Source organism: Streptomyces herbicida (assembly GCF_032656585.1).
In the GTDB taxonomy this organism is placed as follows: domain Bacteria; phylum Actinomycetota; class Actinomycetes; order Streptomycetales; family Streptomycetaceae; genus Streptomyces; species Streptomyces herbicida.
This window is the reverse complement of record NZ_JAUYWJ010000014.1, coordinates 222,781-242,037: the sequence shown is the minus strand read 5'-3', so window position 1 is coordinate 242,037 and position 19,257 is coordinate 222,781. Positions and strand designations below refer to the sequence as shown.

General features: G+C 70.7%; 17 protein-coding genes and 1 pseudogene. 2 read left to right on the top strand and 16 right to left on the bottom strand.

Annotated elements, in window-relative coordinates; translation table 11 throughout:
• Window positions 1-15 precede the first annotated feature (15 nt).
• The 3 genes from Q8A52_RS28685 to Q8A52_RS28675 form a co-directional block, all read right to left on the bottom strand.
• A complete protein-coding gene (locus Q8A52_RS28685; RefSeq protein ID WP_316756626.1) occupies window positions 16-402 on the bottom strand; it encodes a VOC family protein in 387 nt (128 codons plus the stop codon).
• Window positions 399-692: an ArsR/SmtB family transcription factor gene (locus Q8A52_RS28680; protein ID WP_316756749.1), complete on the bottom strand. Its 294-nt coding sequence runs from the start codon at window positions 690-692 to the stop codon at window positions 399-401. The genes Q8A52_RS28685 and Q8A52_RS28680 overlap by 4 nt, the downstream gene beginning before the upstream one ends.
• Before the next feature lie 401 nt (window positions 693-1,093).
• Window positions 1,094-1,444, bottom strand: coding sequence for an ArsR/SmtB family transcription factor (locus Q8A52_RS28675; RefSeq protein WP_316756624.1), 351 nt, complete (start codon window positions 1,442-1,444; stop codon window positions 1,094-1,096).
• Between the two features lie 542 nt (window positions 1,445-1,986).
• Here Q8A52_RS28675 and Q8A52_RS49150 point away from each other — a divergent pair.
• A pseudogene (locus Q8A52_RS49150) lies at window positions 1,987-2,355 on the top strand (2-phosphosulfolactate phosphatase); the annotation flags it as partial.
• A 100-nt stretch (window positions 2,356-2,455) separates the two neighbouring features.
• Here the strand turns inward: Q8A52_RS49150 and Q8A52_RS28670 are convergent.
• The 6 genes from Q8A52_RS28670 to Q8A52_RS28645 form a co-directional block, all read right to left on the bottom strand.
• Window positions 2,456-2,878 (bottom strand): STAS domain-containing protein, encoded by a 423-nt coding sequence (locus Q8A52_RS28670; RefSeq protein WP_316756622.1) that lies wholly within the window; start codon window positions 2,876-2,878, stop codon window positions 2,456-2,458.
• A gap of 50 nt (window positions 2,879-2,928) precedes the next feature.
• Entirely contained in the window at window positions 2,929-3,366 is a 438-nt protein-coding gene (locus Q8A52_RS28665; protein ID WP_316756620.1) for an ATP-binding protein, read from the bottom strand.
• 3 nt (window positions 3,367-3,369) lie between these two features.
• A complete protein-coding gene (locus Q8A52_RS28660; RefSeq protein ID WP_316756618.1) occupies window positions 3,370-3,777 on the bottom strand; it encodes a pyridoxamine 5'-phosphate oxidase family protein in 408 nt (135 codons plus the stop codon).
• The gene (locus Q8A52_RS28655; RefSeq protein ID WP_316756617.1) at window positions 3,774-5,498 is read right to left on the bottom strand and encodes a SulP family inorganic anion transporter; all 1,725 of its coding nucleotides are present in this window, start codon (window positions 5,496-5,498) and stop codon (window positions 3,774-3,776) included. Before Q8A52_RS28655 ends, Q8A52_RS28660 begins: the two co-directional genes overlap by 4 nt.
• The gene (locus Q8A52_RS28650; protein WP_316756615.1) at window positions 5,495-5,836 is read right to left on the bottom strand and encodes an ArsR/SmtB family transcription factor; all 342 of its coding nucleotides are present in this window, start codon (window positions 5,834-5,836) and stop codon (window positions 5,495-5,497) included. The genes Q8A52_RS28655 and Q8A52_RS28650 overlap by 4 nt, the downstream gene beginning before the upstream one ends.
• A 165-nt stretch (window positions 5,837-6,001) precedes the next feature.
• Window positions 6,002-6,361 carry a zinc ribbon domain-containing protein YjdM gene (locus Q8A52_RS28645; protein WP_316756613.1) on the bottom strand — a complete coding sequence of 120 codons (360 nt, stop codon included), beginning with the start codon at window positions 6,359-6,361 and terminating at the stop codon, window positions 6,002-6,004.
• Window positions 6,362-6,546: 185 nt separating this feature from the next.
• Between Q8A52_RS28645 and Q8A52_RS28640 the strand changes: the two genes are divergently transcribed.
• Window positions 6,547-7,407 carry a universal stress protein gene (locus Q8A52_RS28640; RefSeq protein ID WP_316756612.1) on the top strand — a complete coding sequence of 287 codons (861 nt, stop codon included), beginning with the start codon at window positions 6,547-6,549 and terminating at the stop codon, window positions 7,405-7,407.
• A gap of 18 nt (window positions 7,408-7,425) precedes the next feature.
• On the opposite strand, the gene Q8A52_RS28635 is transcribed toward Q8A52_RS28640, so the two are convergent.
• The 7 genes from Q8A52_RS28635 to Q8A52_RS28605 form a co-directional block, all read right to left on the bottom strand.
• Window positions 7,426-8,454, bottom strand: coding sequence for a 6-phosphofructokinase (locus Q8A52_RS28635; protein ID WP_316756610.1), 1,029 nt, complete (start codon window positions 8,452-8,454; stop codon window positions 7,426-7,428).
• Window positions 8,455-8,679: 225 nt separating this feature from the next.
• On the bottom strand, window positions 8,680-12,261 hold the full coding sequence (gene putP, locus Q8A52_RS28630; protein WP_408649269.1) for a sodium/proline symporter PutP: 3,582 nt from the start codon (window positions 12,259-12,261) through the stop codon (window positions 8,680-8,682).
• Window positions 12,262-12,354: 93 nt separating this feature from the next.
• Entirely contained in the window at window positions 12,355-14,880 is a 2,526-nt protein-coding gene (locus tag Q8A52_RS28625) for a SpoIIE family protein phosphatase (protein ID WP_316756608.1), read from the bottom strand.
• A gap of 582 nt (window positions 14,881-15,462) precedes the next feature.
• Entirely contained in the window at window positions 15,463-16,932 is a 1,470-nt protein-coding gene (locus Q8A52_RS28620) for a glycosyltransferase 87 family protein (protein ID WP_316756606.1), read from the bottom strand.
• A complete protein-coding gene (locus Q8A52_RS28615) occupies window positions 16,929-17,858 on the bottom strand; it encodes a class I SAM-dependent DNA methyltransferase (protein WP_316756604.1) in 930 nt (309 codons plus the stop codon). Before Q8A52_RS28615 ends, Q8A52_RS28620 begins: the two co-directional genes overlap by 4 nt.
• Window positions 17,859-17,863: 5 nt before the next feature.
• The gene (locus tag Q8A52_RS28610; protein ID WP_316756602.1) at window positions 17,864-18,511 is read right to left on the bottom strand and encodes a TIGR04282 family arsenosugar biosynthesis glycosyltransferase; all 648 of its coding nucleotides are present in this window, start codon (window positions 18,509-18,511) and stop codon (window positions 17,864-17,866) included.
• Entirely contained in the window at window positions 18,508-19,221 is a 714-nt protein-coding gene (locus Q8A52_RS28605; RefSeq protein ID WP_316756601.1) for a glycosyltransferase family 2 protein, read from the bottom strand. The genes Q8A52_RS28610 and Q8A52_RS28605 overlap by 4 nt, the downstream gene beginning before the upstream one ends.
• Window positions 19,222-19,257: the final 36 nt, after the last annotated feature.

The following is a 19,257-nucleotide window of genomic DNA, read 5'->3' as shown; positions in this document are numbered from 1 at the left end:
GGCGTCCGGGCCGCCTTACCTGCGGTGCACGATCTGGATCAGGTTGCCGCAGGTGTCGTCCAGTACCGCGGTGGTGACAGGGCCCATCTCCAGCGGCTCCTGGGTGAAGTGCACCCCGAGCTCGCGCAGCCGGTTGAATTCCGCAGGTACGTCGTCCACGGCGAAGGAGGTGGCCGGGATGCCGTCCTCGACCAACGCCGTCTTGTACGGCTGCACCGCGGGGTGACCGGAGGGCTCGAGCAGCAGCTCGGTTCCGTCTGGATCTTCCGGCGAGACCACGGTCAGCCACCGGTCCTCGCCCAGCGGGACGTCGTGCTTCTTCACGAAGCCGAGCACGTCGGTGTAAAAGCGCAGGGCCTTCTCCTGGTCGTCGACGAAGACGCTGGACAGGTGGATCCTCATGGGGTGCCCTCCGGTGCATCGGGCCTGAGCCATCGGGTCATGACGTGCTCACGGGGTTCGGTGTTCAGGTCGTGGAACTTGTAGCGGCCCTGGCGCCGGGAACGAACCAGACCCGCGGATTCGAGTACGGCCAAGTACTGGCTGATTGCCTGGCGGGACAACCCCAGACCGTGCTTGGTCACCAGCCGTGTGCAGATCTCGAACAGCGTCTGGCCGTCTCGTTCCACCAGCTCATCACGGATGCGTCGACGGGTGGGGTCGGCCAGCGCCTTGAAGACATCCTCCGTCACAACCACTCGGCTGCCCACCGGGCGAACAGGGCCACTCCGAACTGCCGCGAGCCGTGGACGTCTCCGAACCCCGCCCGTCTGATCGCCTTCCCCTGCAACCTCGCCGCCATCGCCCTGGCCGGACGAGAGATCCGCGAGCGCCGCGCCCGCAACACGGCAAGGGGCTGGACCACAGCGGCTGGGCCAGGTTCCGGGTCCCGAGCCCGGTCACCAACGCAACGTCCGCGTGCCAGGGCGAGGCCACCGGCCGCCCCGTACCGTTCGGCGTCGCAGAAGGGAGGCGGCATTGCCGTGGTTTTGCGTCCGGGGTCAACTCGTGCGGGTCCGGGAGGCGGCCGTCTCCCGAACCCGCAGAGCGCTTTCCGGCTCTCGGGAAACGGCCGCCCGTCAAGAGGCCGTCGCTACGACGGCGGCCTTCCTTCGCCCTGCGCGGCCTGCAGGTCGGCGAGGAGTTCGGCCTGGTCGGCCAGCACCCCGGACAGGATCGTGCGGGCCACCCGGAGCAGCTCGGCGACGTGCGGGCTGGCCAGCGAGTAGTACACGTTCAGGCCCTCCTTGCGGGTCCTGACCAGGTTCGCCCGCCGCAGCACGGCCAGCTGCTGCGAGAGATGCGCGGGCTCGATGCCCACCTCGGGGAGCATCTCCGCCACCGCATGCTCACGCTCGCTGAGCAGCTCCAGGACACGGATGCGGGCCGGGTGGCCGAGGGTCTTGAAGAATTCGGCCTTCAGCTGATACAGCGGCGTACTCACCGTGCCGTCACCTCCGCGGTGCAGCTGCACGGCCCCTCCGGCCGGGCCTCGGCGCATCGCATCCACCCATTCGTCGACAACATGTGGCCCATCCTCGCGTGCGGCCCCGGCCAGGCAGAATCCACACTCAGCAGGAGAGCCACCTGATCCAGCAGTGACGACCTCAGCAATTGCTAAGATTAGCAATTACTGGTCGTGTGAGGGAGGTTTGCGTGAGGATCACCCCCGCTGCGCGGCGCCGGCGTCATCTGGCACAAGTGTCAGGCCTGCCGTCTCAAGTGCCGACCCACCGGCCTTGCCCCGTACGGCACCTGTCCCCGCTGCGGTAACGCCCGCCTGCTGAAGCTGTCCTTCGGCAACCACCGCGACCACTCGGCCTCCAAGCCGGGCGTGTCCGCGACCGAGGTCGAACGGGCCGGCGCCGGACAGGCCGCCGCGGCGTACGCCCGCCAGTCCGGCGCCCGGCCGGCAGCGAACCGCAACGCCATCACCCCGCGACCCCATGGTCCCTGTCCCCCGCCCACCTGCGCGCCACCCCCTTCGTGACCCGCCTGGTGCTGCCGTCGCCGAACGGCGCGTCGATCACAGCCGCCGCACCACGCGGTGTGCGGGTGATCGCCGCCCGTCTGCGCAACGTCACCGCGGTCAGCAGCTGGCTCACCGCCGACGGCTACGGCACTCCCGAGCATCCGGTCGCCGTGATCGCCGCGGGTGAGCGGTGGCCGGACGGGAGTCTGCGTCCCGCCCTGGAGGACCCGCTCGGCTCCGGGGCCCTCATCTCCGAGCTCTGCTCCCAGGGTGCGGGCCCGCTGTCCGCGGAGGCCGCGGCCGCAACGGCAAGCTACGAGGGCCGCCACCTCGCCCGCGCGGTCGGCACCAGCGCTTCCGGTCGCCAGCCGGCTGCCCTGGGATTCGTCGAGGATGTGGCAATCCCCACCGAGGAAGATGTCTGCACCGTCGTGCCCGTGAGGGACGGCGACGGCGCCTTCGCACGGGGATGCACCGAAGAGGTCACTCGTCTGCCTGTTTTCCCGTCGGCCATCCTGTGGTGCGCCACTCATGCCGCCCCTCCACTTGTTCCGCTTGTTCCTCGCGCTCCGGGCCGTGAACGGCAAGCGCGGCGGCCAGGTCGGTGTGGACCGGGATCGGCGGGCCGTCCCCGGCGGGGACGAGCGACCCGTCGGCGGGAATGGCGGCCAATTCCAGGGTCCGGCCCGCGTCCCCGAGGAGGCGGCCGGCCTCGACGATCGCCAGCTGCCCCTCGGCCGACCAGCCGCGCAGCTCGGTCAGGTCGACGACGACCGGCCCGGTGCCACGCGCCAGCGCCCAGCCCACCGCGCCGGTGAAGCGCCGGGCCGCGTCAGGGCCCAGGTATCCGGCGACGGACAGGATGCAGAAGTTGTCCTCGACGGTGTAGCGCCAGTCGATGGTCATGGTGGTGAACTTCCTTGCGCGGGAGGGCAGTCGAAGGCTGCCGTGCAGGGTCAGAGAGGGAGGGTGATCCAGATGCTCTTACCACCGCCGTCGGCATCTGCGCGGAGCACCGCGGTGCCCCCCAGGGCGAGCGTGAGCTCCATGACGGTCGCCAGACCGCCGGTGCCGGTGCCGGTGCCGGTGCCGGTGACCGACCCGTACAACGGGGGCTGGTACGGGTGGCGGTCATGGACGGCCAAGGCCAGGCAGTCCGGGCCCGCCGCGTAGATCACCGTCAACTGTGGGGAGAGCAAGGCGGCATGCCGCACGCTGTTGGTGACCAGCTCGGCGAGGATCAGCAGGGCCGGGTCCACCGTGGGGTGGCGCAGCCCGATCCCCCACGCGACCAGCGCCTGCTCAGCGGTCTCGCGGGCCATCCGTACGGCGGGCGGTTCGGCGGGCAGGGTCAGCACGTGCCGGTAGGGCAGGGCTTCCAGCTGTGTCGACATCGCTCACGCCTCCCCGCGGGCGAGACGGAAACCCGTGACCGTCTTGGGGTGCAGGCTCAGCAGGGTGTCATGCGGGCCGTGCGCCCAGCCGGGCAGGCTGCGCCGGTAGTGGGCGGCCTCGTCGGGGTCCGTGACCAGCTCGGCCGCTCCGGAGACGGTCACCGTCCAGCCGGTGCCTGGCACGGCGCGGATGTCGTCCACGTGGTACGTCGCTGCCGTCGGCACCGCCGTCGCCGGGGCCGGCGTACGGACCACCAGGCGGCCGTACTCCCATACGTGCCGGGCCGGTCGGATCACCGTCAGGTCCCGCTGCGCATACACCAGTCGCCCCAAACTGCTGCCCTCCAGCAGCCACAGGGCCTCCGCACCGGAGACCTCGACCATACGAAGGATGGCGGGAAGAGTGCTCATCGCAGGCCTTCCTCGCTCGGGGTTCGGGGCTCTGGCGCGGGCAGGGCGGACAGGGTCCCGGAGCGCTCCAGGTGGCCACGGGCAGCCTGGATCGCGTCAGGGGTGGTCGCGTACTCGCGCCCCTCGTCGTGCAGCAACTCCAGCGCGCCGACGGAGTCGAGGACCTGACGCTGACCGGGGCGTATGCCGGACGCCAGGACCACGATGCCGCGCCGGTGCAGCTTGTCCACCGCGTCCTTGAGAACCAGGGCGCCGGTGGCGTCCATGGTGGAGATCCGGGACATGCGCAGGATGACGACACGGACGTCGGCCACGTCTGCCAACTCGAGCAGGAAACGGTGGGCGGCGGCGAAGAACAGCGGGCCGTCGATGCGGTACGCCACAATGTGCTCGGCCAGGAGTGCGTGCTCCTCGGCACTGTGGTCGCCGCGGTCGAGTGGTACCTGATCGAAGCGCGCCTGCTTGGCCACATCGCGCAGGGCGAGGGCGCCGGCCACGACGAGGCCGATGATCACGGCATACACGAGGTCCAGGGCCAGCGTCGCCACGGCGGTCAGAACGAGGGTGAGGGCGTCGGAGCGGGTCGCCTTCGCCATGGCTTTCAGTGAGCCGACCTCCACCATGCGGATCGCGGTGGCCAGCAGGACACCGGCAAGCGCAGCCAGCGGGATCCGGGCGACGAGAGGCGCCGCCGCGAAGACGATCACGGCAAGAACGGCGGCGTGGGTGAGGGCGGCGAGGCGGGAGCCGGCGCCCGTACGGACGTTGACCGCGGTGCGCGCGATGGCGCCGGTCGCGGGCACGCCCCCGAACAGCGGGGCGGCGATGTTGGCCAAGCCCTGCCCGAACAGCTCCCGGTCCGGGTCGTGTTTCTGACCCACCGTCATGCCGTCCGCGACCGACGCGGACAGCAGGGACTCCAGGGCGGCGAGGGCCGCGACCGCCACGGCGGGAGCGAGCAGGATCCCCACCGAGCCGATGTCGAGGAAGGCCAAGGACGGCTCGGGCAGTCCCGCCGGAAGGTCGCCGATCGGCTTCGCCGCGTCCAGGTGGGCCGACTGTGCCACGATCGTCGCCGCGATCACGGCGACGATCGAGAACGGCACGGTCGGCCGCCAGCGGGCACCGAGCAGCATGACCGCGGCCACCGCGACGGCGAAGCCGACCGCCGTCCAGTTCGGGGCCTTCGCAAACTCCTCCACCGCCCGCCAGGTCACCACCAGCACCCGGTCGCCCTCCGGCTTGGGCACACCGAGCGCGTTCGGGATCTGCTGCAGGCCGATCACGCAGGCGATCCCGAGGGTGAAGCCCTCGACCACCGGGGCGGGCACGTACTGCATGTACTTCCCGGCCCGCAGCACCGCCAGGCCGACGAGCAGTACACCCGCCATCAGGCCGACGGTCAGCAGTCCGGTCGGCCCGTACTGACCGGCGATGGGTACCAGCACGACCGTCATGGCGCCGGTCGGGCCGGAGACCTGGAGGTTGGATCCGCCGAACACCGCGGCGAGCGCCCCCGCGACCACGGCGGTCGCGAGGCCCGCCTCGGCGCCCAGCCCGGAGGAGACGCCGAAGCCGAGCGCAAGGGGCAGCGCGACGACCGCCACGGTCAGACCGGCGAGCAGGTCCCGGCGCGGGTCGCGCCGGAGCTCAGCGAGATCGGCGCGGCCCGGCAGCAACACCGTGATCCGGGCCCACACCCGGCCGAATGCCGAGGTCACGGCGCGACGACCTCGGTTTCCCGCAGCTCGGCCAGCAGCTCGCTCCGCCCCGACAGCATCTCGGTGAGGATCCGCCGCGCAGCCTTCATGAGATCGGCGACATCCCCGCCGGCCAGCTCGTAGACAACCGTCGATCCGTCCCGCGTCGAGGTGACGATCCCCGAGCGGCGCAGCACTGCCAACTGCTGCGACAGGCCGGAGGGCTCCACCTCGATGGCGGCCAGCAGGTCCCGCACCGGCATCGGCCCGTCCTGCAGCAGCTCCAGCACCCGTATCCGCACGGGATGTCCCAGCATCCGGAAGAACTCGGCCTTGGCCTGGTACAGCGGAACGGACACGGCCCCTCGGCTTCCCCTACAAGACCCCACTGCGGGGCACACGCGAACGGCTACGTCCGCGGCTACCTGCGAACACAGCAAACCAAGCATCTAACTAATTGCGAACTTTTGCAATTCAGCATCATGCTACGCCCCAGACGACCCCTCCAGGGGCCCCGCTCGGGATCAGGCCTTCTTGACCACGCTCGACTTGAGCTGCATCGCTCCGAAACCGTCGACCTTGCAGTCGATGTCATGGCCGTCGACCCCGTCGACCAGCCGGATGTTGCGCACCTTGGTCCCCGCCTTGATCCCGGAGGGGCTGCCCTTGACCTTGAGCGCCTTCGCGACCACCACGGTGTCGCCGTCCTGGAGCACATTGCCGACGGCGTCCTTGACGACGCGCTCTCCGGCGAGGTCGCCGCCCTCGGCACCGGCCTCGGCCGGAACCCACTCGTGGCCGCACTCGGGGCAGACCGCCAAGGCGTTCATCTCGTAGGTGTACTCACAGCTGCACTTCGGACACGGAGGAAGATTCTCGATCATGCCGCCAGCGTATCCGGCTCCGCACGTCGGGCTTCCCCGGGCATTGTCCAGCCGGACCCAGCTCGGCGTCCTGGACCCCTCGAGTCGCCCCTCCCTCCTTTGGCAGTACAGCCGCCTCGGGGGGTGTCACAGCGGTTCCACATTCACAATGGTCACCAGGAGGCGGTGCCGCGAAGGAGTACAGGATGACCCGCTCTGTCGTAGTCGGTATCGACGGATCCCGAGAAAGTCTCGTCGCGGCCGAGTGGGCCGCCAGGGAGGCATCTCTTCGAGGCCTCCAGCTGCGTCTCGTGTACGCCGCTCCCACTCCCGCCCGTTCCTGTGGTGATGGGCCGGTTGCATTGACGTGGCAGCAGACAGGCGAGGAACTGCTCCAGCGTGCGACGGCCGACCTTGCCAGTCGGTGTCCCCGCGTGGCGGTGAGCGGCGTACGGATTGCCGATTCGGCCGCGGCCGCACTGCTCTCTGCTTCCGAGACTGCCGAACTGCTCGTCGTCGGGGCACGGGGGGAAGGCGGGTTCGACGGCCTCGTCGTGGGCTCGACGGCGCTGGCGACGGCGAGCGCCGCCTCCTGCGCCGTCGCGATCGTGCCCAGGAACCCGGCCGCGGCAGCGCATGATGCCGAGGTGTGCGTGGGCGCCGACGTGCGGTACGCGGCCGAGGCACCTCTGGATTTCGCGTTCGGCGCCGCCCGGCTCCGTGGTGCTCGGTTGCGTGCCGTGTACGCGTGGTCCCTCTCCGGCCCGGCTCCGTGGAGTGCGCACGGAGTGCCCGAAGAAGACCGGGCGGCGTGGGAGGACGAGGAAGTCCAACGGCTGTCCGACGTGCTCCAAGGCTGGCAGGACAAGTATCCGGAAGTCCCGGTGCTGCCTGATGTCGTTCTCCTCCACCCGGCCTACGCCCTGGTACACACCTCCCAACGGGCCGACCTGCTCGTCCTTGGCCGGCGCTCGAGCCCCCGGGCTGCCGAGCGGCGGCTGGGCCCCGTGGCCCACGCCGTCCTGCATCACTCTCGCTGCCCGGTGGTCGTCGTACCGCATGTGTGACGCCGCCACGTGGCAGCGTCAGGTGCCGAAGAAGACGTCGAACTCCGTGTACAGCTCTTGGGGGACCGCCTTGGTCGCCTTCGTCGCGTCAGCGAGCGGGATACGTGTGATGTTGGTGCCGCGCAGAGCCATCATCGTGCCGAAGTCGCCGTCCTTGACCGCGTCCACGGCGTGCAGACCGAAGCGTGTGGCGAGCCATCGGTCATACGCGCTCGGCGTGCCGCCACGCTGGACGTGACCGAGAACCGTCGTGCGGGCCTCCTTCTCGGTGCGGTGCTCGACCTGCCGGGCCAGCCAGTCCCCGATCCCGGACAGGCGCACGTGCCCGAACTCATCACGCGCCTCGTCCTTGACCACCATCTGCCCGGCCTTGGGAACAGCACCCTCCGCCACGACGACAATGGGCGCGTAGTTGATCTCAAAGCGCTTCTCCACCCAGGCGCACACCTGATCGAGATCGAACTCCACTTCAGGGATGAGAATGGCGTTGGCGCCTCCGGCGACGCCGGCATGCAGAGCGATCCACCCGGAGTGGCGTCCCATCACTTCGACAACAAGTGTGCGCTTGTGGGACTCCGCGGTGGTGTGCAGGCGGTCGATGGCCTCGGTCGCGATGCCGACGGCAGTGTCGAAGCCGAACGTGTAATCAGTGCCGCTCACGTCGTTGTCGATGGTCTTGGGCACGCCGACCAGGTTGACCCCGGCATCGGACAGTGCGGTTGCGACGCTGAGCGTGTCCTCGCCGCCGATGACCACGAGAGCATCGATCTTGTGCGCGCCCAGAGTGTTCTTGATGCGGTCGATGCCGTCCTCGAGCCGAAGGGGGTTGGTGCGAGAGGAGCCGAGAATCGTGCCGCCGAGCGGAAGGATGCCGCGCACGGCAGGGACGTCCAAGGGCATGGTCACGTCCTTGACCGCACCGCCCCACCCGTCGACGATCCCGACGAACTTCCAGGCGTACTCCTGCACACCCTTGCGTACGACACTGCGGATCACCGCATTGAGACCGGGGCAGTCGCCGCCCCCGGTCAGCACTCCCACCCGCATGATTGCTCTCCCTTGCCTCGTGTCACGGTTTTTGACCACGGGCGCCGCCGGCCCGGCCCTGAGTGGAGCCAGTGCCCGTATGGAGATCTGTCTCCAGCTTGAACCCACCCGGGACACAGCGCACGGTGTGCTCCCTTCCCATCGGGCTGTCTGGCCGACGGGACGCTGCTCACGGAGTCGGGCTGTGCCGGATCCCGGGTTCACAACATCGGATGCCCTCGGCGGCTAGGCGACGCTGCCGTCCGGAATGGCCTGTTCCGTCCAGATGATCTTGCCCGTCGCCGTGTAGCGGGTGCCCCAACGGCGGGCGAGCTGGGCCACGATCAGCAAGCCCCGCCCTCCCTCGTCAGTGGTCCGGGCATGACGCAGGCGTGGCGAGGTGCTGCTGGCGTCGGAGACCTCGCAGATCAGGCTGCGGTCCCGGATCAGACGGAGGCACACCGGTCCTCTCGCGTGGCGGATGGCGTTGGTGACCAGTTCGCTGACGATGAGCTCCGTGGTGAACGTCAGATCGGGTATGCCCCACTCCGTCAGCTGCTGGACGGCGAGCGCGCGGGCGTTCGCGACCGTGGCCGGATCGCTGGGCAGATCCCAGGAGACGACCCGGTCCCCGGCCAGGGAATGGGTCCGAGCGAGGAGCAGTGCGGCATCGTCGGCCGGCGGACCGACCAGCAGGTCGTCGATCACCTTGCGGCCGGTCTCCTCCAATGCCGGACGGGGTGCCGCAAGGCCGTCGCTCAGTCGGGAGAGCGCGACGTCGATGTCCCGGTCGAAGGACTCGATGAGGCCGTCGGTATAGAGCGCGATGAGGCTGCCCTCGGCCAGCTCCAGGTCGACGCACTGGAAGGGGAGGTAGCCGAGGCCGAGCGGCGGTCCGGCGGGCAGGTCCAGGATGTCGGCACCGCCGTCGGGACCGACGATCACCGGCGGGAGGTGACCTGCCCGGGCCAGCGTGCACCGCCTGCTGACCGGGTCGTAGACGGCGTACAGGCAGGTGGCTCCCATGAAGGCCGTGCCCGCGTCCTCACCCTCGGCCGCCGTCGAAGCATCACTGTCGTGCGCCCCCATGAGGCCGATGACCAGGTCGTCCAGATGAGCCAGCAGTTCGTCCGGGGAGAGGTCGAGGTTGGCCAGCGTGCGTACGGCGGTGCGCAGGCGTCCCATGGTCGCCGCCGCGTTGATGCCGTGCCCGGCCACGTCCCCGACGACCAGTGCGACCCGTGCTCCGGAGAGCGGAATCACGTCGAACCAGTCGCCGCCCACACCGCTGGGGGCATCCGCCGGGAGATACCACGACGCCACCTCCAGAGCGGACCCTCCGGTCAGGTCCTGGGGCAACAGGTAACGCTGCATGGAACGGGCCGCGGTGCGCTCGCGGGTGAAACGGCGCGCGTTGTCGATGCACACCGCGGCGCGGGAGACGAGTTCCTCGGCGAGACGTACGTCGTCCTCCTCGAACGGGCCCAGTCGCCGGGAACGGGCGAACGTCGCCGCGCCCAGCGTGACGCCGCGCGCCCGCACCGGAATCACCATCACCGATCGGAAGTCGTAACCGAGGAGGGAGGCACCCAGCGACTCGTCCTCGGTCACCCACGGGCTGGCGGTGTGGTCCAGGACCCGTTCCACGAGGGTCCTGCTCTCCAGCAGACAGCGGGTCACGGGCGACAAGGGCGCACGCCGTACCGACTCCCCCACCGCCAGACTCGCCTCGGGACAGCCCTCACGCACCGACTGCTGCCCCGCGCGCCGGATGACGGGCGCCATACCGACCGGCCCGGGGGCCGGCTCCTCACCCCTCATGACGGAATCCAGCAGGTCGACGGCGACGAAGTCGGCGACGGCCGGCACGGCGTCGTCGGCCAGTTCCTGTGCGGTCCGTGTCACGTCCAGGGTGCTGCCGATGCGGGCAGCGGCGTCGTTGAGCAGGGCCAGGCGTTCCTGGGCCCGCCAGCGCTCCGTGACGTCGATGACCATGTACCAGACACCCACGTTCCGGCCGTGGCGGTCCTTCATGGCGAAGAAGGAGGCGGAGATCGCGCGGCTGGCATCCGGGTCCACGTGGCCGGGGCCGCGGTACTCGTAGTCCATCACCGAAGCGCCGGTCTCCAGAACCTCACGCATCTTCTCCTCGAAGGCCTCTGCCTCCTGCTTCGGCAGTACTTCCGCCATCCGCCGGCCCAGCCGTCGCTCGAGGGGGATCTGGCGGTCCAGCGGCTCGTTGACCCACACGTACCGCAGGTCAGTGTCGAGGACGGCGATGCCGACCGGTGCGTGGGCGAGGAAGGGAGTGAGCATCAGCTGACTCACCCCGCCGCCCGGCATCCGCCAGAAGGCCGTTTTCGGGGGCCGACCGACGAACCTGCCGAAGAGCAGCGCTGCCACCGTGGCGACCAGGACGCCCGGGACCATCTCGTACACGCCCGATTCGAAGGGGCCGAGCAGCGGATTGATCTTCTTCCACAGCAGGACGGTTGCCGCCCCCGACACGATTCCGGCCATGGCCCCGGCCCAGGTCATGCGCGGCCAGTACAGCGAGAGAAGGACGACCGGCCCGAAGGCGGCTCCGAAGCCTGCCCAGGCGTAGGCGACGATGCCCAGCAGCCCGCCGCCCCTCAGCGCGATCACGAAGGCCACCAGGGTCACGACGACGACAGCGGCGCGACCCACCCACACCAGCGCCCTGTCCGAGGCGCGCCGGTTGAGGAACGCGCGGTAGAAGTCCTCGGTGAGAGCGACGGACGACACGAGGAGCTGGCTGTCCGCGGTCGAGATGATCGCGGCCAGTACGGCGATCAGCATCACCCCGGCGCCCCAAGGATCGAACAGTGTCCGGCTCAGGGTGATGTACACCGTCTGCGGGTCGTTGAGCGGCGCGCCGGTCTGCGCGATGCCCACCAGGCCGACGAGCGTCGCGCCGGTGAGCACGACGATGACCCACCCCGTTCCGATGCGGCGGGCTGTGGGGATGGCGCCGGTGCTGCGGATGCTCATGAAGCGGGCCAGAATGTGCGGCTGACCGAAATAGCCCAGACCCCAGGCGAGCAGCGAGGTGATCGCAACGACACCGAGCGACCCGCCTGCCGACCACCGTCCGTCCGTGAAGTCGACCCTGGCACCCATGTCCAGCAGGCTGGGTGTCTTGCTGGTGAGGGTGTCGCGCAGTGCCCCGAAGCCGCCGAGCGCTCCGATGCCGACGACGGGGAGCACGAGCAGGGCGAGGAACATCAGCGTGGCCTGCATGACGTGCGTGAGGCTCACGGCGAGGAAGCCGCCCAGGCATGAGTAGACAACGATCACCAGGGCGGTCAGGGTCGCTCCCAGCCCGAACCCGACATCGAAAATGTGCTCGAACAGTAGCCCGCCGGCGACCAGCCCACTGGCGACGTAGACGGTGAAGAACACAAGCGTGACCGCCGCCGAGACCATCCGGAGCATCCGGGTGCGGTCCTCGAACCGTTCCTCGAGATAGGCCGACAGGCTCACGGCGTTTCCTGCCCGCTCGGTGTAGGTGCGCAGCCTCGGCGCGACGAACAGCCAGTTGAGATAGGTACCGAGCACCAGACCGGCCGCGATCCAGCTGGCGCCCACGCCGGCCGCGTACACGGCTCCGGGAAACGCGAGGAACAGCCAGCCGGACATGTCGCTGGCTCCCGCGGACAGGGCGGCGACGCCCGCCCTGAGCCTGCGGCCCCCGAGAGCGAAATCGGCGAAGGTGTGAGTGCGGCTGTGGGCCCAGACCCCAGTTCCGATCATGACGGCCACATACACGAGGAATGTGGCCACGATCGGCGCACTCAACTCGACCATGTTGCCCTCGCCTGCGAGGTTCATGAGCACGGGCGCGACCGTCGCACACCTGAGAGCCGCGACTCCTCTTACACAAGGTACAGATTTTAAGCGCTATGGGCCGTCAGTACCGTCCACGCCGGGACCGGCACGCGCGCTACGGGAGTCTTTCCGATCGGGCTCGGGCAGCCCGATCAGGAGCAGCGTCACGTCGTCGTCGTGCGCGGCCGTGGCCGGGACGAGGGCTGTCATGAGCCGCTCCGCGGCTTGGTCGAGGCTGTCCGGATCGGTGGGAGTGCCCTTCAGCGCGTCGTTGAGAGTGTGGGCGAGGATGTCGATCTGGGCCTCGATGTCGGTACCGGGCCGCTCGACCAGCCCGTCGGTGTAGAGCGCGAGAGTGGTGCCCGGCGGCAGTGGCTGGGTCGTCTGCCGGAATGGCACGCCGCCGCCGCACGGATCGTTGACGCCCAGCGGCACACCGACCGGTGCCTGCAGCCGGCGGGCGGGCCCGCCAGGGGGCCGGGCGATGACCGGCGGGTGCCCCGCCGAGCACAGGGTGACTTCGTGAGCACTCTGGTCTATCACCAGGTAGACGCAGGTGACGAGCTGGTCCGCCAGGTCGCCGACGAACGCGTCCAGGCCGGTCATGAGGCGGCTGGGCGGTATGCCCGTGCGGGCAAGCGCGTGGGAGGCCGCGCGCAGTTGGCCCATGACGGCGGCCGCCTCCAGGCCCCGGCCCATCACATCGCCGACAACGATGCCGGTACGGGCTCGGTCCAGAGGAATGACGTCGAACCAGTCGCCGCCGACTCCAGGGTCCTGGACGGACGCCAGGTACCGGTGGGCGCTCGGCAAGTAGGGCAGGCGGGACGGCTCGCCCATGAGACTGTGCTGCAGGGTGTAGGCGATGCGTCGGTGCTCCTCGTAGCGCTCGGCGCGTTCGGCCTCGGTCTGTCTGCGTTCGGTGATGTCCCGCACGGTCAGGAACACGAGCATCTCCTCATCGGCCTCGAGACTGCTGAGGCTCACCTCGACAGGGAACTCACCGCCGTCACCGTCCAGCCCGTACAGACCCTGGTCCAGGACGATCGGCTTCGGGTCCGCCTGCCGCAGGTAGGCATGGAGGAGGGCGCTGTGCCGCCGGCGCCGCGGGCCGGGGACCAGGTCGACGAGGTCGGTGCCCAGGAGGTCGGTGGCCGCATGACCGAACAATCGCTGCACCTGCGCATTGGCCATGACGACGATGCCTCGGTCATCCGTGATCAGCGTGGCGTCGGGCGCCGATTCCAGCAGCGCCAGGAAGCGCCGGTTGGCCCGCCGGACCTCGCGCTGGGCAGCGACTCGTTCAGTGATGTCGGTGACCACACCGCATGCGGCGTAGGGCCTGCCGGACGGGGTCTTGAGCGGGAACAGACTTGTGAGGAAGTCCCGTGGACCGCCCGGCAGGACGAGCCGCTCCTCCCGCTGCACAGGGACGCCCCGTGCCAGCATGGCGAGGTCTGCGGCCCGCGCCTGACGGGCGAGGCCGGGCGGCATGACATCCCGGTCCCGGCGGCCCAGTACCCGCTCGCGGGACAGGCCAAGGCTCTCCTCGAACGTCGTGTTGACCGCCAGGAAGCGCCCGTCCAGGTCCTTGATGAACATCACCGCGGGTGTGTGGTCCATGAACGCCTGCAGCAGTTCGTTCTGTCGCACCTGCCACTCCGCACGGGCGTGCGCCACCTCGATGCGGCGGCCCACGACCAAGACCGAGAAGATGACCGCGGTGAACACGGTCACGTGCCCGCAGACCAGCAGCGCGGTACCCAGTCGTGTCCCGAACAGGGCCGCGTCCTCACCGGCCAGGACGAGCCAGCCCAGCAGAGGCGGTACGACCAGGACGGTGGCGAACAGCCGGCGCCCCAGCGCCCCCGTCGTACCCGCGTTCATCAGCAGTGCGGCAGGACCCCGGTCCGGCCGGGCGAGGAAGGCGGCGATGCCCAGCAGCACCAGAGCCAGTCCGGTGTACAGGGCCATGCCCTTGTACGCGCCGAACCGTTCCAGTTCCGGTACGCCGTACACCAACCCGTACAGCCGCAGCATTCCCAGCGTGAGAACGGCCAGGCCCGGGACCTGACTCGTCCAGGCGGGCAGGCGGGACGTGCTCGCGCACAGGGCCGCCACTCCCCCGAGCAACAGCGCCGGAGCCGTATTGGGCGCCATCCGTCCAGGCACGTCCGTCGCCACCCGCACGGTGTCGTCCCTGAAGAGCAGTTCATCGATACCCAAGCCCACCCCGGTCACGTACTCCACAGCGGTGAGCCCGCCGATCACGGCGGCCAGGGCTGCCGCCGCGCGGGACACGGTGATCATCCACGGGGTGACGCATCTGTGAGCCACCAAAAACAGAGAAACGCCGAGTGCCAGCACAGCCACGGCGGTGTTCGCACTCATGGTCGCGTCGGCTCCCGGAGCGCGCCTCAGGACATCGATGCCCAGGATCCAGCCGGACAGACCCGCCGCGCCCAGCACAGCGGCCACCACGGCGGCGGCCTGAGCCACGGCGAGAGCAGCGTCCAAGGCGGACTGCTGGTACGGCAGGTCCGCGGCCTGCTCTGCTCCCAGTGCGCCAGGCAACTCGGGCGTCTGCTCTTTCGTCACCGAACACTCGTCTTTGTGAACAAATAGCTAAATAGACACTAATACCCTAAATACTTCGGTCACCCGCCGCTCTGTGCCGTACGCCCCTGTTCAGGTGGCCTCAAGGTCGCGCCGGGATCGCCCCGTCAGCCGTGGGCCGGCCCGGGGCGCGGCACGTTTCTGGGCAACCTGTCCGTTCCCTTCCAGGGCGGTGAGGGCCAGGTCCTCCAGCGGGCTTCCTGCCGTTAGGGGCCACCTGCAGTCGCCTCGGCGTGGCGCCCGCTTTGACTGCCAGATCGGTCAGTCCGGTCTCCAGGGATTTCTTTTGGGCGGTACCCCCGCGGGGCAGTGCGACCGGCTCCGTGAACAGGAGATCGGTTTCCGTGACCGGGTGGCGATCGGGGTCGCCGTCGACGAGCAGGTAGTCGACCCGGTGGCCTCGCGCACCGGCGGACACAGGTCGGCGTGGAAGGCCGGCACGTCTGGGCGGCGAACGGATCCTGCCACACAGCGCCGTCCACCACGGCGTCGTACAGACTGCAGTCACGGGGTTGATTGAGCAGCCTCCTGACCTCATCGAACCGTCAGATCCGCTCCTGGCACTCACGAAGCCTGTGTGACGGCAGGACGGCTCATCAGACGCCCCACCGGGCCGGAGCGCAGGCAGGTCCCTGCCACGATGAACACGGCTGCAGAGCCGTACGCCCACGCCTGGAGGGGGAAGCCCGGCAGGAGCCGGCCGGCGAGGTAGAGGACGGTGCCGGCGAGCGTGACGGTGAGCCACTCCCAGCGGCCGTCCAGGGCAACGAGCGCGATGGTGAGGAGGGAGTACCAGGGGTAGCTGGGCGAGAAGAGGAGCAGCGTGGTGCCGGTCAGCAGCAGGGCGCCGCGCCAGGGGCGGGTGGGGTCGCCGCGCCACCACACGTACAGGGCGGTCAGGGTGAGCAGTACGGCCGCGGTCGCGCCGGCGGCGGAGTCCGGCAGCAGGAGGCGTAGCAGGGCGAAGCGGCGTACGTGGCCCGGTTCGTAGCCCTCCTCGTGGAGGTAGCCGGGCAGGTAGCCCAGGACGCCCGCACCGGAGGCGAGGACGTGGGGCAGATAGGCGAGCGCGACAGCCGCGAGGGCGGACCCGACGACGCGCAGGGTGCGCGCCGGACCGCGCTGCCCGGACAGGGCACCGGGAAAGGTGAGAACGGGCAGGAGTTTGACGGCGATGGCGGCGCCGAGTAGCGCTCCGCGGCGGGTTCCGGCGGTCGCGGTGCCGAGGGCGAGCACGGCGAGCAGGACGCCCAGCGTGTCGATGTGGGCGTTGTTGACCGCTTCGAAGGCCACCGCCGGGCACCAGGCCCAGAGGGCGGCCCGGGCCGGAGCCCGCCGTGGGTCGCGGCGGCGACGCAGGACGACCAACAGGGCCACGGTGGTGGCGAACGCCAGGACCGCGCCGCCGACTTGGAGCGGCTTGTGGCGGCTGCCGGGTGGGGAGACCGCGTGGACGGCCAGGTACCAGCCCTGTGCGACGGGCGGGTAGATGGTGGGGACGGTGGGCCTGTTGATGCGGACGCACAGGCCGCTGTCGGTGTGGGTCAGTCCCCAGCCGTTGCAGGACGCGGACGCGGGAAAGAGCCAGTCGTCGCGCAGGTGGGCCAGTTCGGGGGCGGCGGGCGGGTAGGCGTACGGGGAGATTCCGGCGGCCTGGACGCGGCCGTCCCAGGCGTAGCGGTACATGTCGTTGCTGGTGCGGGGCGGAGCGGCGAGCCCGGCCAGCGCGACGGCGGCCGCGCCCAGCAGGACCAGGACGGTCGCGGCGCGGGCCGGAACCCTGCGCACGGTCCACACCGCGGCGGCGAACAACGCCCAGGCGACGGCGTATCCGGCCAGCAGGCGGCCGGGGTCGCTCAGGTTGTCTCCCGCGTGGAGGGTGTCCACGACGACGGCGGTGAGCGCGGCGAGGAGGACCGCGGTCGCGGTGATCGCGACCCGGTCCCTCCGGCGTGCGGGCGTGGCGCGTTCGCGAGGCGGCCGCGTCGCGGAGGGCCCGGAGCCTTGTCGGTGAGTGGTGACGGTGTCGGTCATGGCCGTGTGGGCCCTCCATGGGCCGTGGGGTGGTCAGCATGGGCCGTCAGGTGGTCGTCGTGGGCCGTGGGGAGTGCTTCGTGAACCGTGGGGAGTGCTTCGTGAACCGTGGCGAGCTTGTCGGGCCCAGGGTTCGGGCGGTGGAGTTCCACGAAGGGGCGGCCGCCGGCCGTCCACCGGCCGGTGAGCGTCCAGCCGGAGGCATTGGCGGCATCCAGCAGGGCGCTCGTGCCGACGCGGGCCCAGGCGAACGGCCGCCCGTGGCGCCCGTGAGCGTCCTCGACGCGCACGGTGAGGCGCTCGTCGACGTCGTCGCCGGCCGCCTCGACCAGCAGACGGCCGCCGGGGCGGACCAGACCCCGCATACGGACGAGCAGGGCGACCGGGTCGCCGCCGATTCCCACGTTGCCGTCCATCAGCAGGACGGTGCCCCAACGGCCCTCTCTCGGCAGGCGGTCGAAGGCGGAGCGCCGCAGGGCGGCTCCGCCCTGGCGCCGGGTCCTGGCGATGGCGGCCGGGCTGATGTCCACGCCCAGCACCGGTACGCCGCGTGCGGCCAGGGCGGCCACCAGGCGTCCCGGCCCGCAGCCGACGTCCAGGACGGGGCCGGCGCAGCGGCGCAGCACGCCGGTGTCGGCGGCGTCGGGAGCGGCGCACCACCGCTCCACGTCCAGCGGGAGCAGTTCCGCCGCCCCGGTCGTGCGTGGCGTCATGCGGCGCAGATACAGCGGACCGTGACCGGTGCGCAGGGCACGGGCGTAGGGGTCGTCCGTCCAGGGCTCGCCGGGCTCCACGGGCGCGAGCCGCTCGACGGGCTGTGCCGGCGCAACGAGGTGGGCGGGCAGTGGAACAACGGTCTGCGGATGCCGTCCCGTCGCGCCCGGCTCGACCCGCTCGGCGACGGGGGATTCCATGCCTGTGGCCATGCCGCTCACCGGACGGCCTGCGCGAGCGAGCCCAGGGCCGCGGCGAAGCGTGAGCCGGGCGGGCAGAGGACGGCCACCGAGGCGGCGTCGGCCGCGGTGTCGACGTCCCGCAGCAGCGGCAGGTGACAGACCGTCAGTCCCGCATCGGCAAGCCTGAGCCGCTGGATGGCGCCCGTGCGGTCGGTGGACATCGGTACGCCTCGGACGAGGGATCCGGCGCGGGCGGGGTCGGCGAGGCCCAAGGCCCAGAAGCCGCCGTCGGCGGCCGGACCGAACCAGGCGTCAGGGCCGTCGTGGCCGACACCGGACAGCAGATCCTCGGTCAACTGCGGGGTGTCCATGCCGACCAGCAGTGCCGGGCCGTCGTCGCAGAGCTCGAAGGCTCCCGCGATCCGCTCGTCCAGCCCTCCGGACACCTGCGGTACCACCTCGAAGCCGGGCGGCAGCCACGGACCGGGGGCTCCGTCGAGGACGAGGACGCGGCGCCGGGCGGGAGTCCGGAGCACCGTGTGGAGGGTGTCGGTGAGGGCTGCCTCGGCCAGGGCGGCGGCCTCGTGCGGCGCGTACGGCGGGGTGAGCCGCGTCTTGACCCGCCCGGGCACCGGTTCCTTGGCGATGACCAGCAGCGTGGCCGGCCCCGTGGCGGCGGTCATCGCGCACCGCCCGGAACCGCCGCAGCCCAGTTGGGGGCAGGCTGCTCGGCAAGGACGGCACGCATGTCCCGTACCGCCTGCCAGGTGCCCCGCCAGGTGCCGGTGACCTTCGACCGGCCCGTACGCGCGCCGTACGGCACATCCGTCTCGTGCACGCGCCAGCCGGCGTCGGCCGCGCGGACCACCATCTGCAGCGGATAGCCGGAGCGCCGGTCGGTCAGGTCCAGGGCCAGCAGCGCCTCGCGGCGAGCCGCGCGCATGGGGCCGAGGTCGCGCAGGCGCAGGCCGGTGCGGCGGCGGATCAGCCGGGCCAGTTCCAGGTTGGCCAGCCGGGCGTGCGTCGGCCAGGCACCGCGAGCTGTGGGCCGGCGGCGGCCCAGGACCAGGTCGGCGGAGCCATCGAGGACGGGCCCGGCGACCTGGGGCAACAGCCCCGGGTCGAGGGAGGCGTCGCAGTCGCAGAAGCAGACGACGTCGGCGGTGGCGGCGGACAGACCCGCATGGCAGGCGGCGCCGAAGCCGCGGCGCGGCTCGTGGACCACATACGCCCCGAGGGAACGGGCGATGTCCGGGGAGCCGTCGGTGGACCCGTTGTCGACGACGATCGCGCGCCAGCCCTCCGGGATCCGGTCCAGCACCCAGGGCAGCGCCTCGGCCTCGTCGAGGCAGGGCAGCACGACGTCCACAGGGAAGGGGGAAGTCTCGATCACCCCACTCACCCTACGAACGCAAAGCGGACATAAGGG

Excerpts from the sequence above, each read along its gene's own strand:
- Q8A52_RS28685 (WP_316756626.1), bottom strand. The coding sequence starts at position 402 with ATGAGGATCCACCTGTCCAGCGTCTTCGTCGACGACCAGGAGAAGGCC.
- Q8A52_RS28670 (WP_316756622.1), bottom strand. The coding sequence starts at position 2,878 with ATGACCATCGACTGGCGCTACACCGTCGAGGACAACTTCTGCATCCTG.
- Q8A52_RS28665 (WP_316756620.1), bottom strand. The coding sequence starts at position 3,366 with ATGTCGACACAGCTGGAAGCCCTGCCCTACCGGCACGTGCTGACCCTG.
- Q8A52_RS28660 (WP_316756618.1), bottom strand. The coding sequence starts at position 3,777 with ATGAGCACTCTTCCCGCCATCCTTCGTATGGTCGAGGTCTCCGGTGCG.
- Q8A52_RS28645 (WP_316756613.1), bottom strand. The coding sequence starts at position 6,361 with ATGATCGAGAATCTTCCTCCGTGTCCGAAGTGCAGCTGTGAGTACACC.
- Q8A52_RS28640 (WP_316756612.1), top strand. The coding sequence starts at position 6,547 with ATGACCCGCTCTGTCGTAGTCGGTATCGACGGATCCCGAGAAAGTCTC.
- Q8A52_RS28635 (WP_316756610.1), bottom strand. The coding sequence starts at position 8,454 with ATGCGGGTGGGAGTGCTGACCGGGGGCGGCGACTGCCCCGGTCTCAAT.
- putP (WP_408649269.1), bottom strand. The coding sequence starts at position 12,261 with ATGGTCGAGTTGAGTGCGCCGATCGTGGCCACATTCCTCGTGTATGTG.
- Q8A52_RS28620 (WP_316756606.1), bottom strand. The coding sequence starts at position 16,932 with ATGACCGACACCGTCACCACTCACCGACAAGGCTCCGGGCCCTCCGCG.
- Q8A52_RS28615 (WP_316756604.1), bottom strand. The coding sequence starts at position 17,858 with ATGGCCACAGGCATGGAATCCCCCGTCGCCGAGCGGGTCGAGCCGGGC.
- Q8A52_RS28610 (WP_316756602.1), bottom strand. The coding sequence starts at position 18,511 with ATGACCGCCGCCACGGGGCCGGCCACGCTGCTGGTCATCGCCAAGGAA.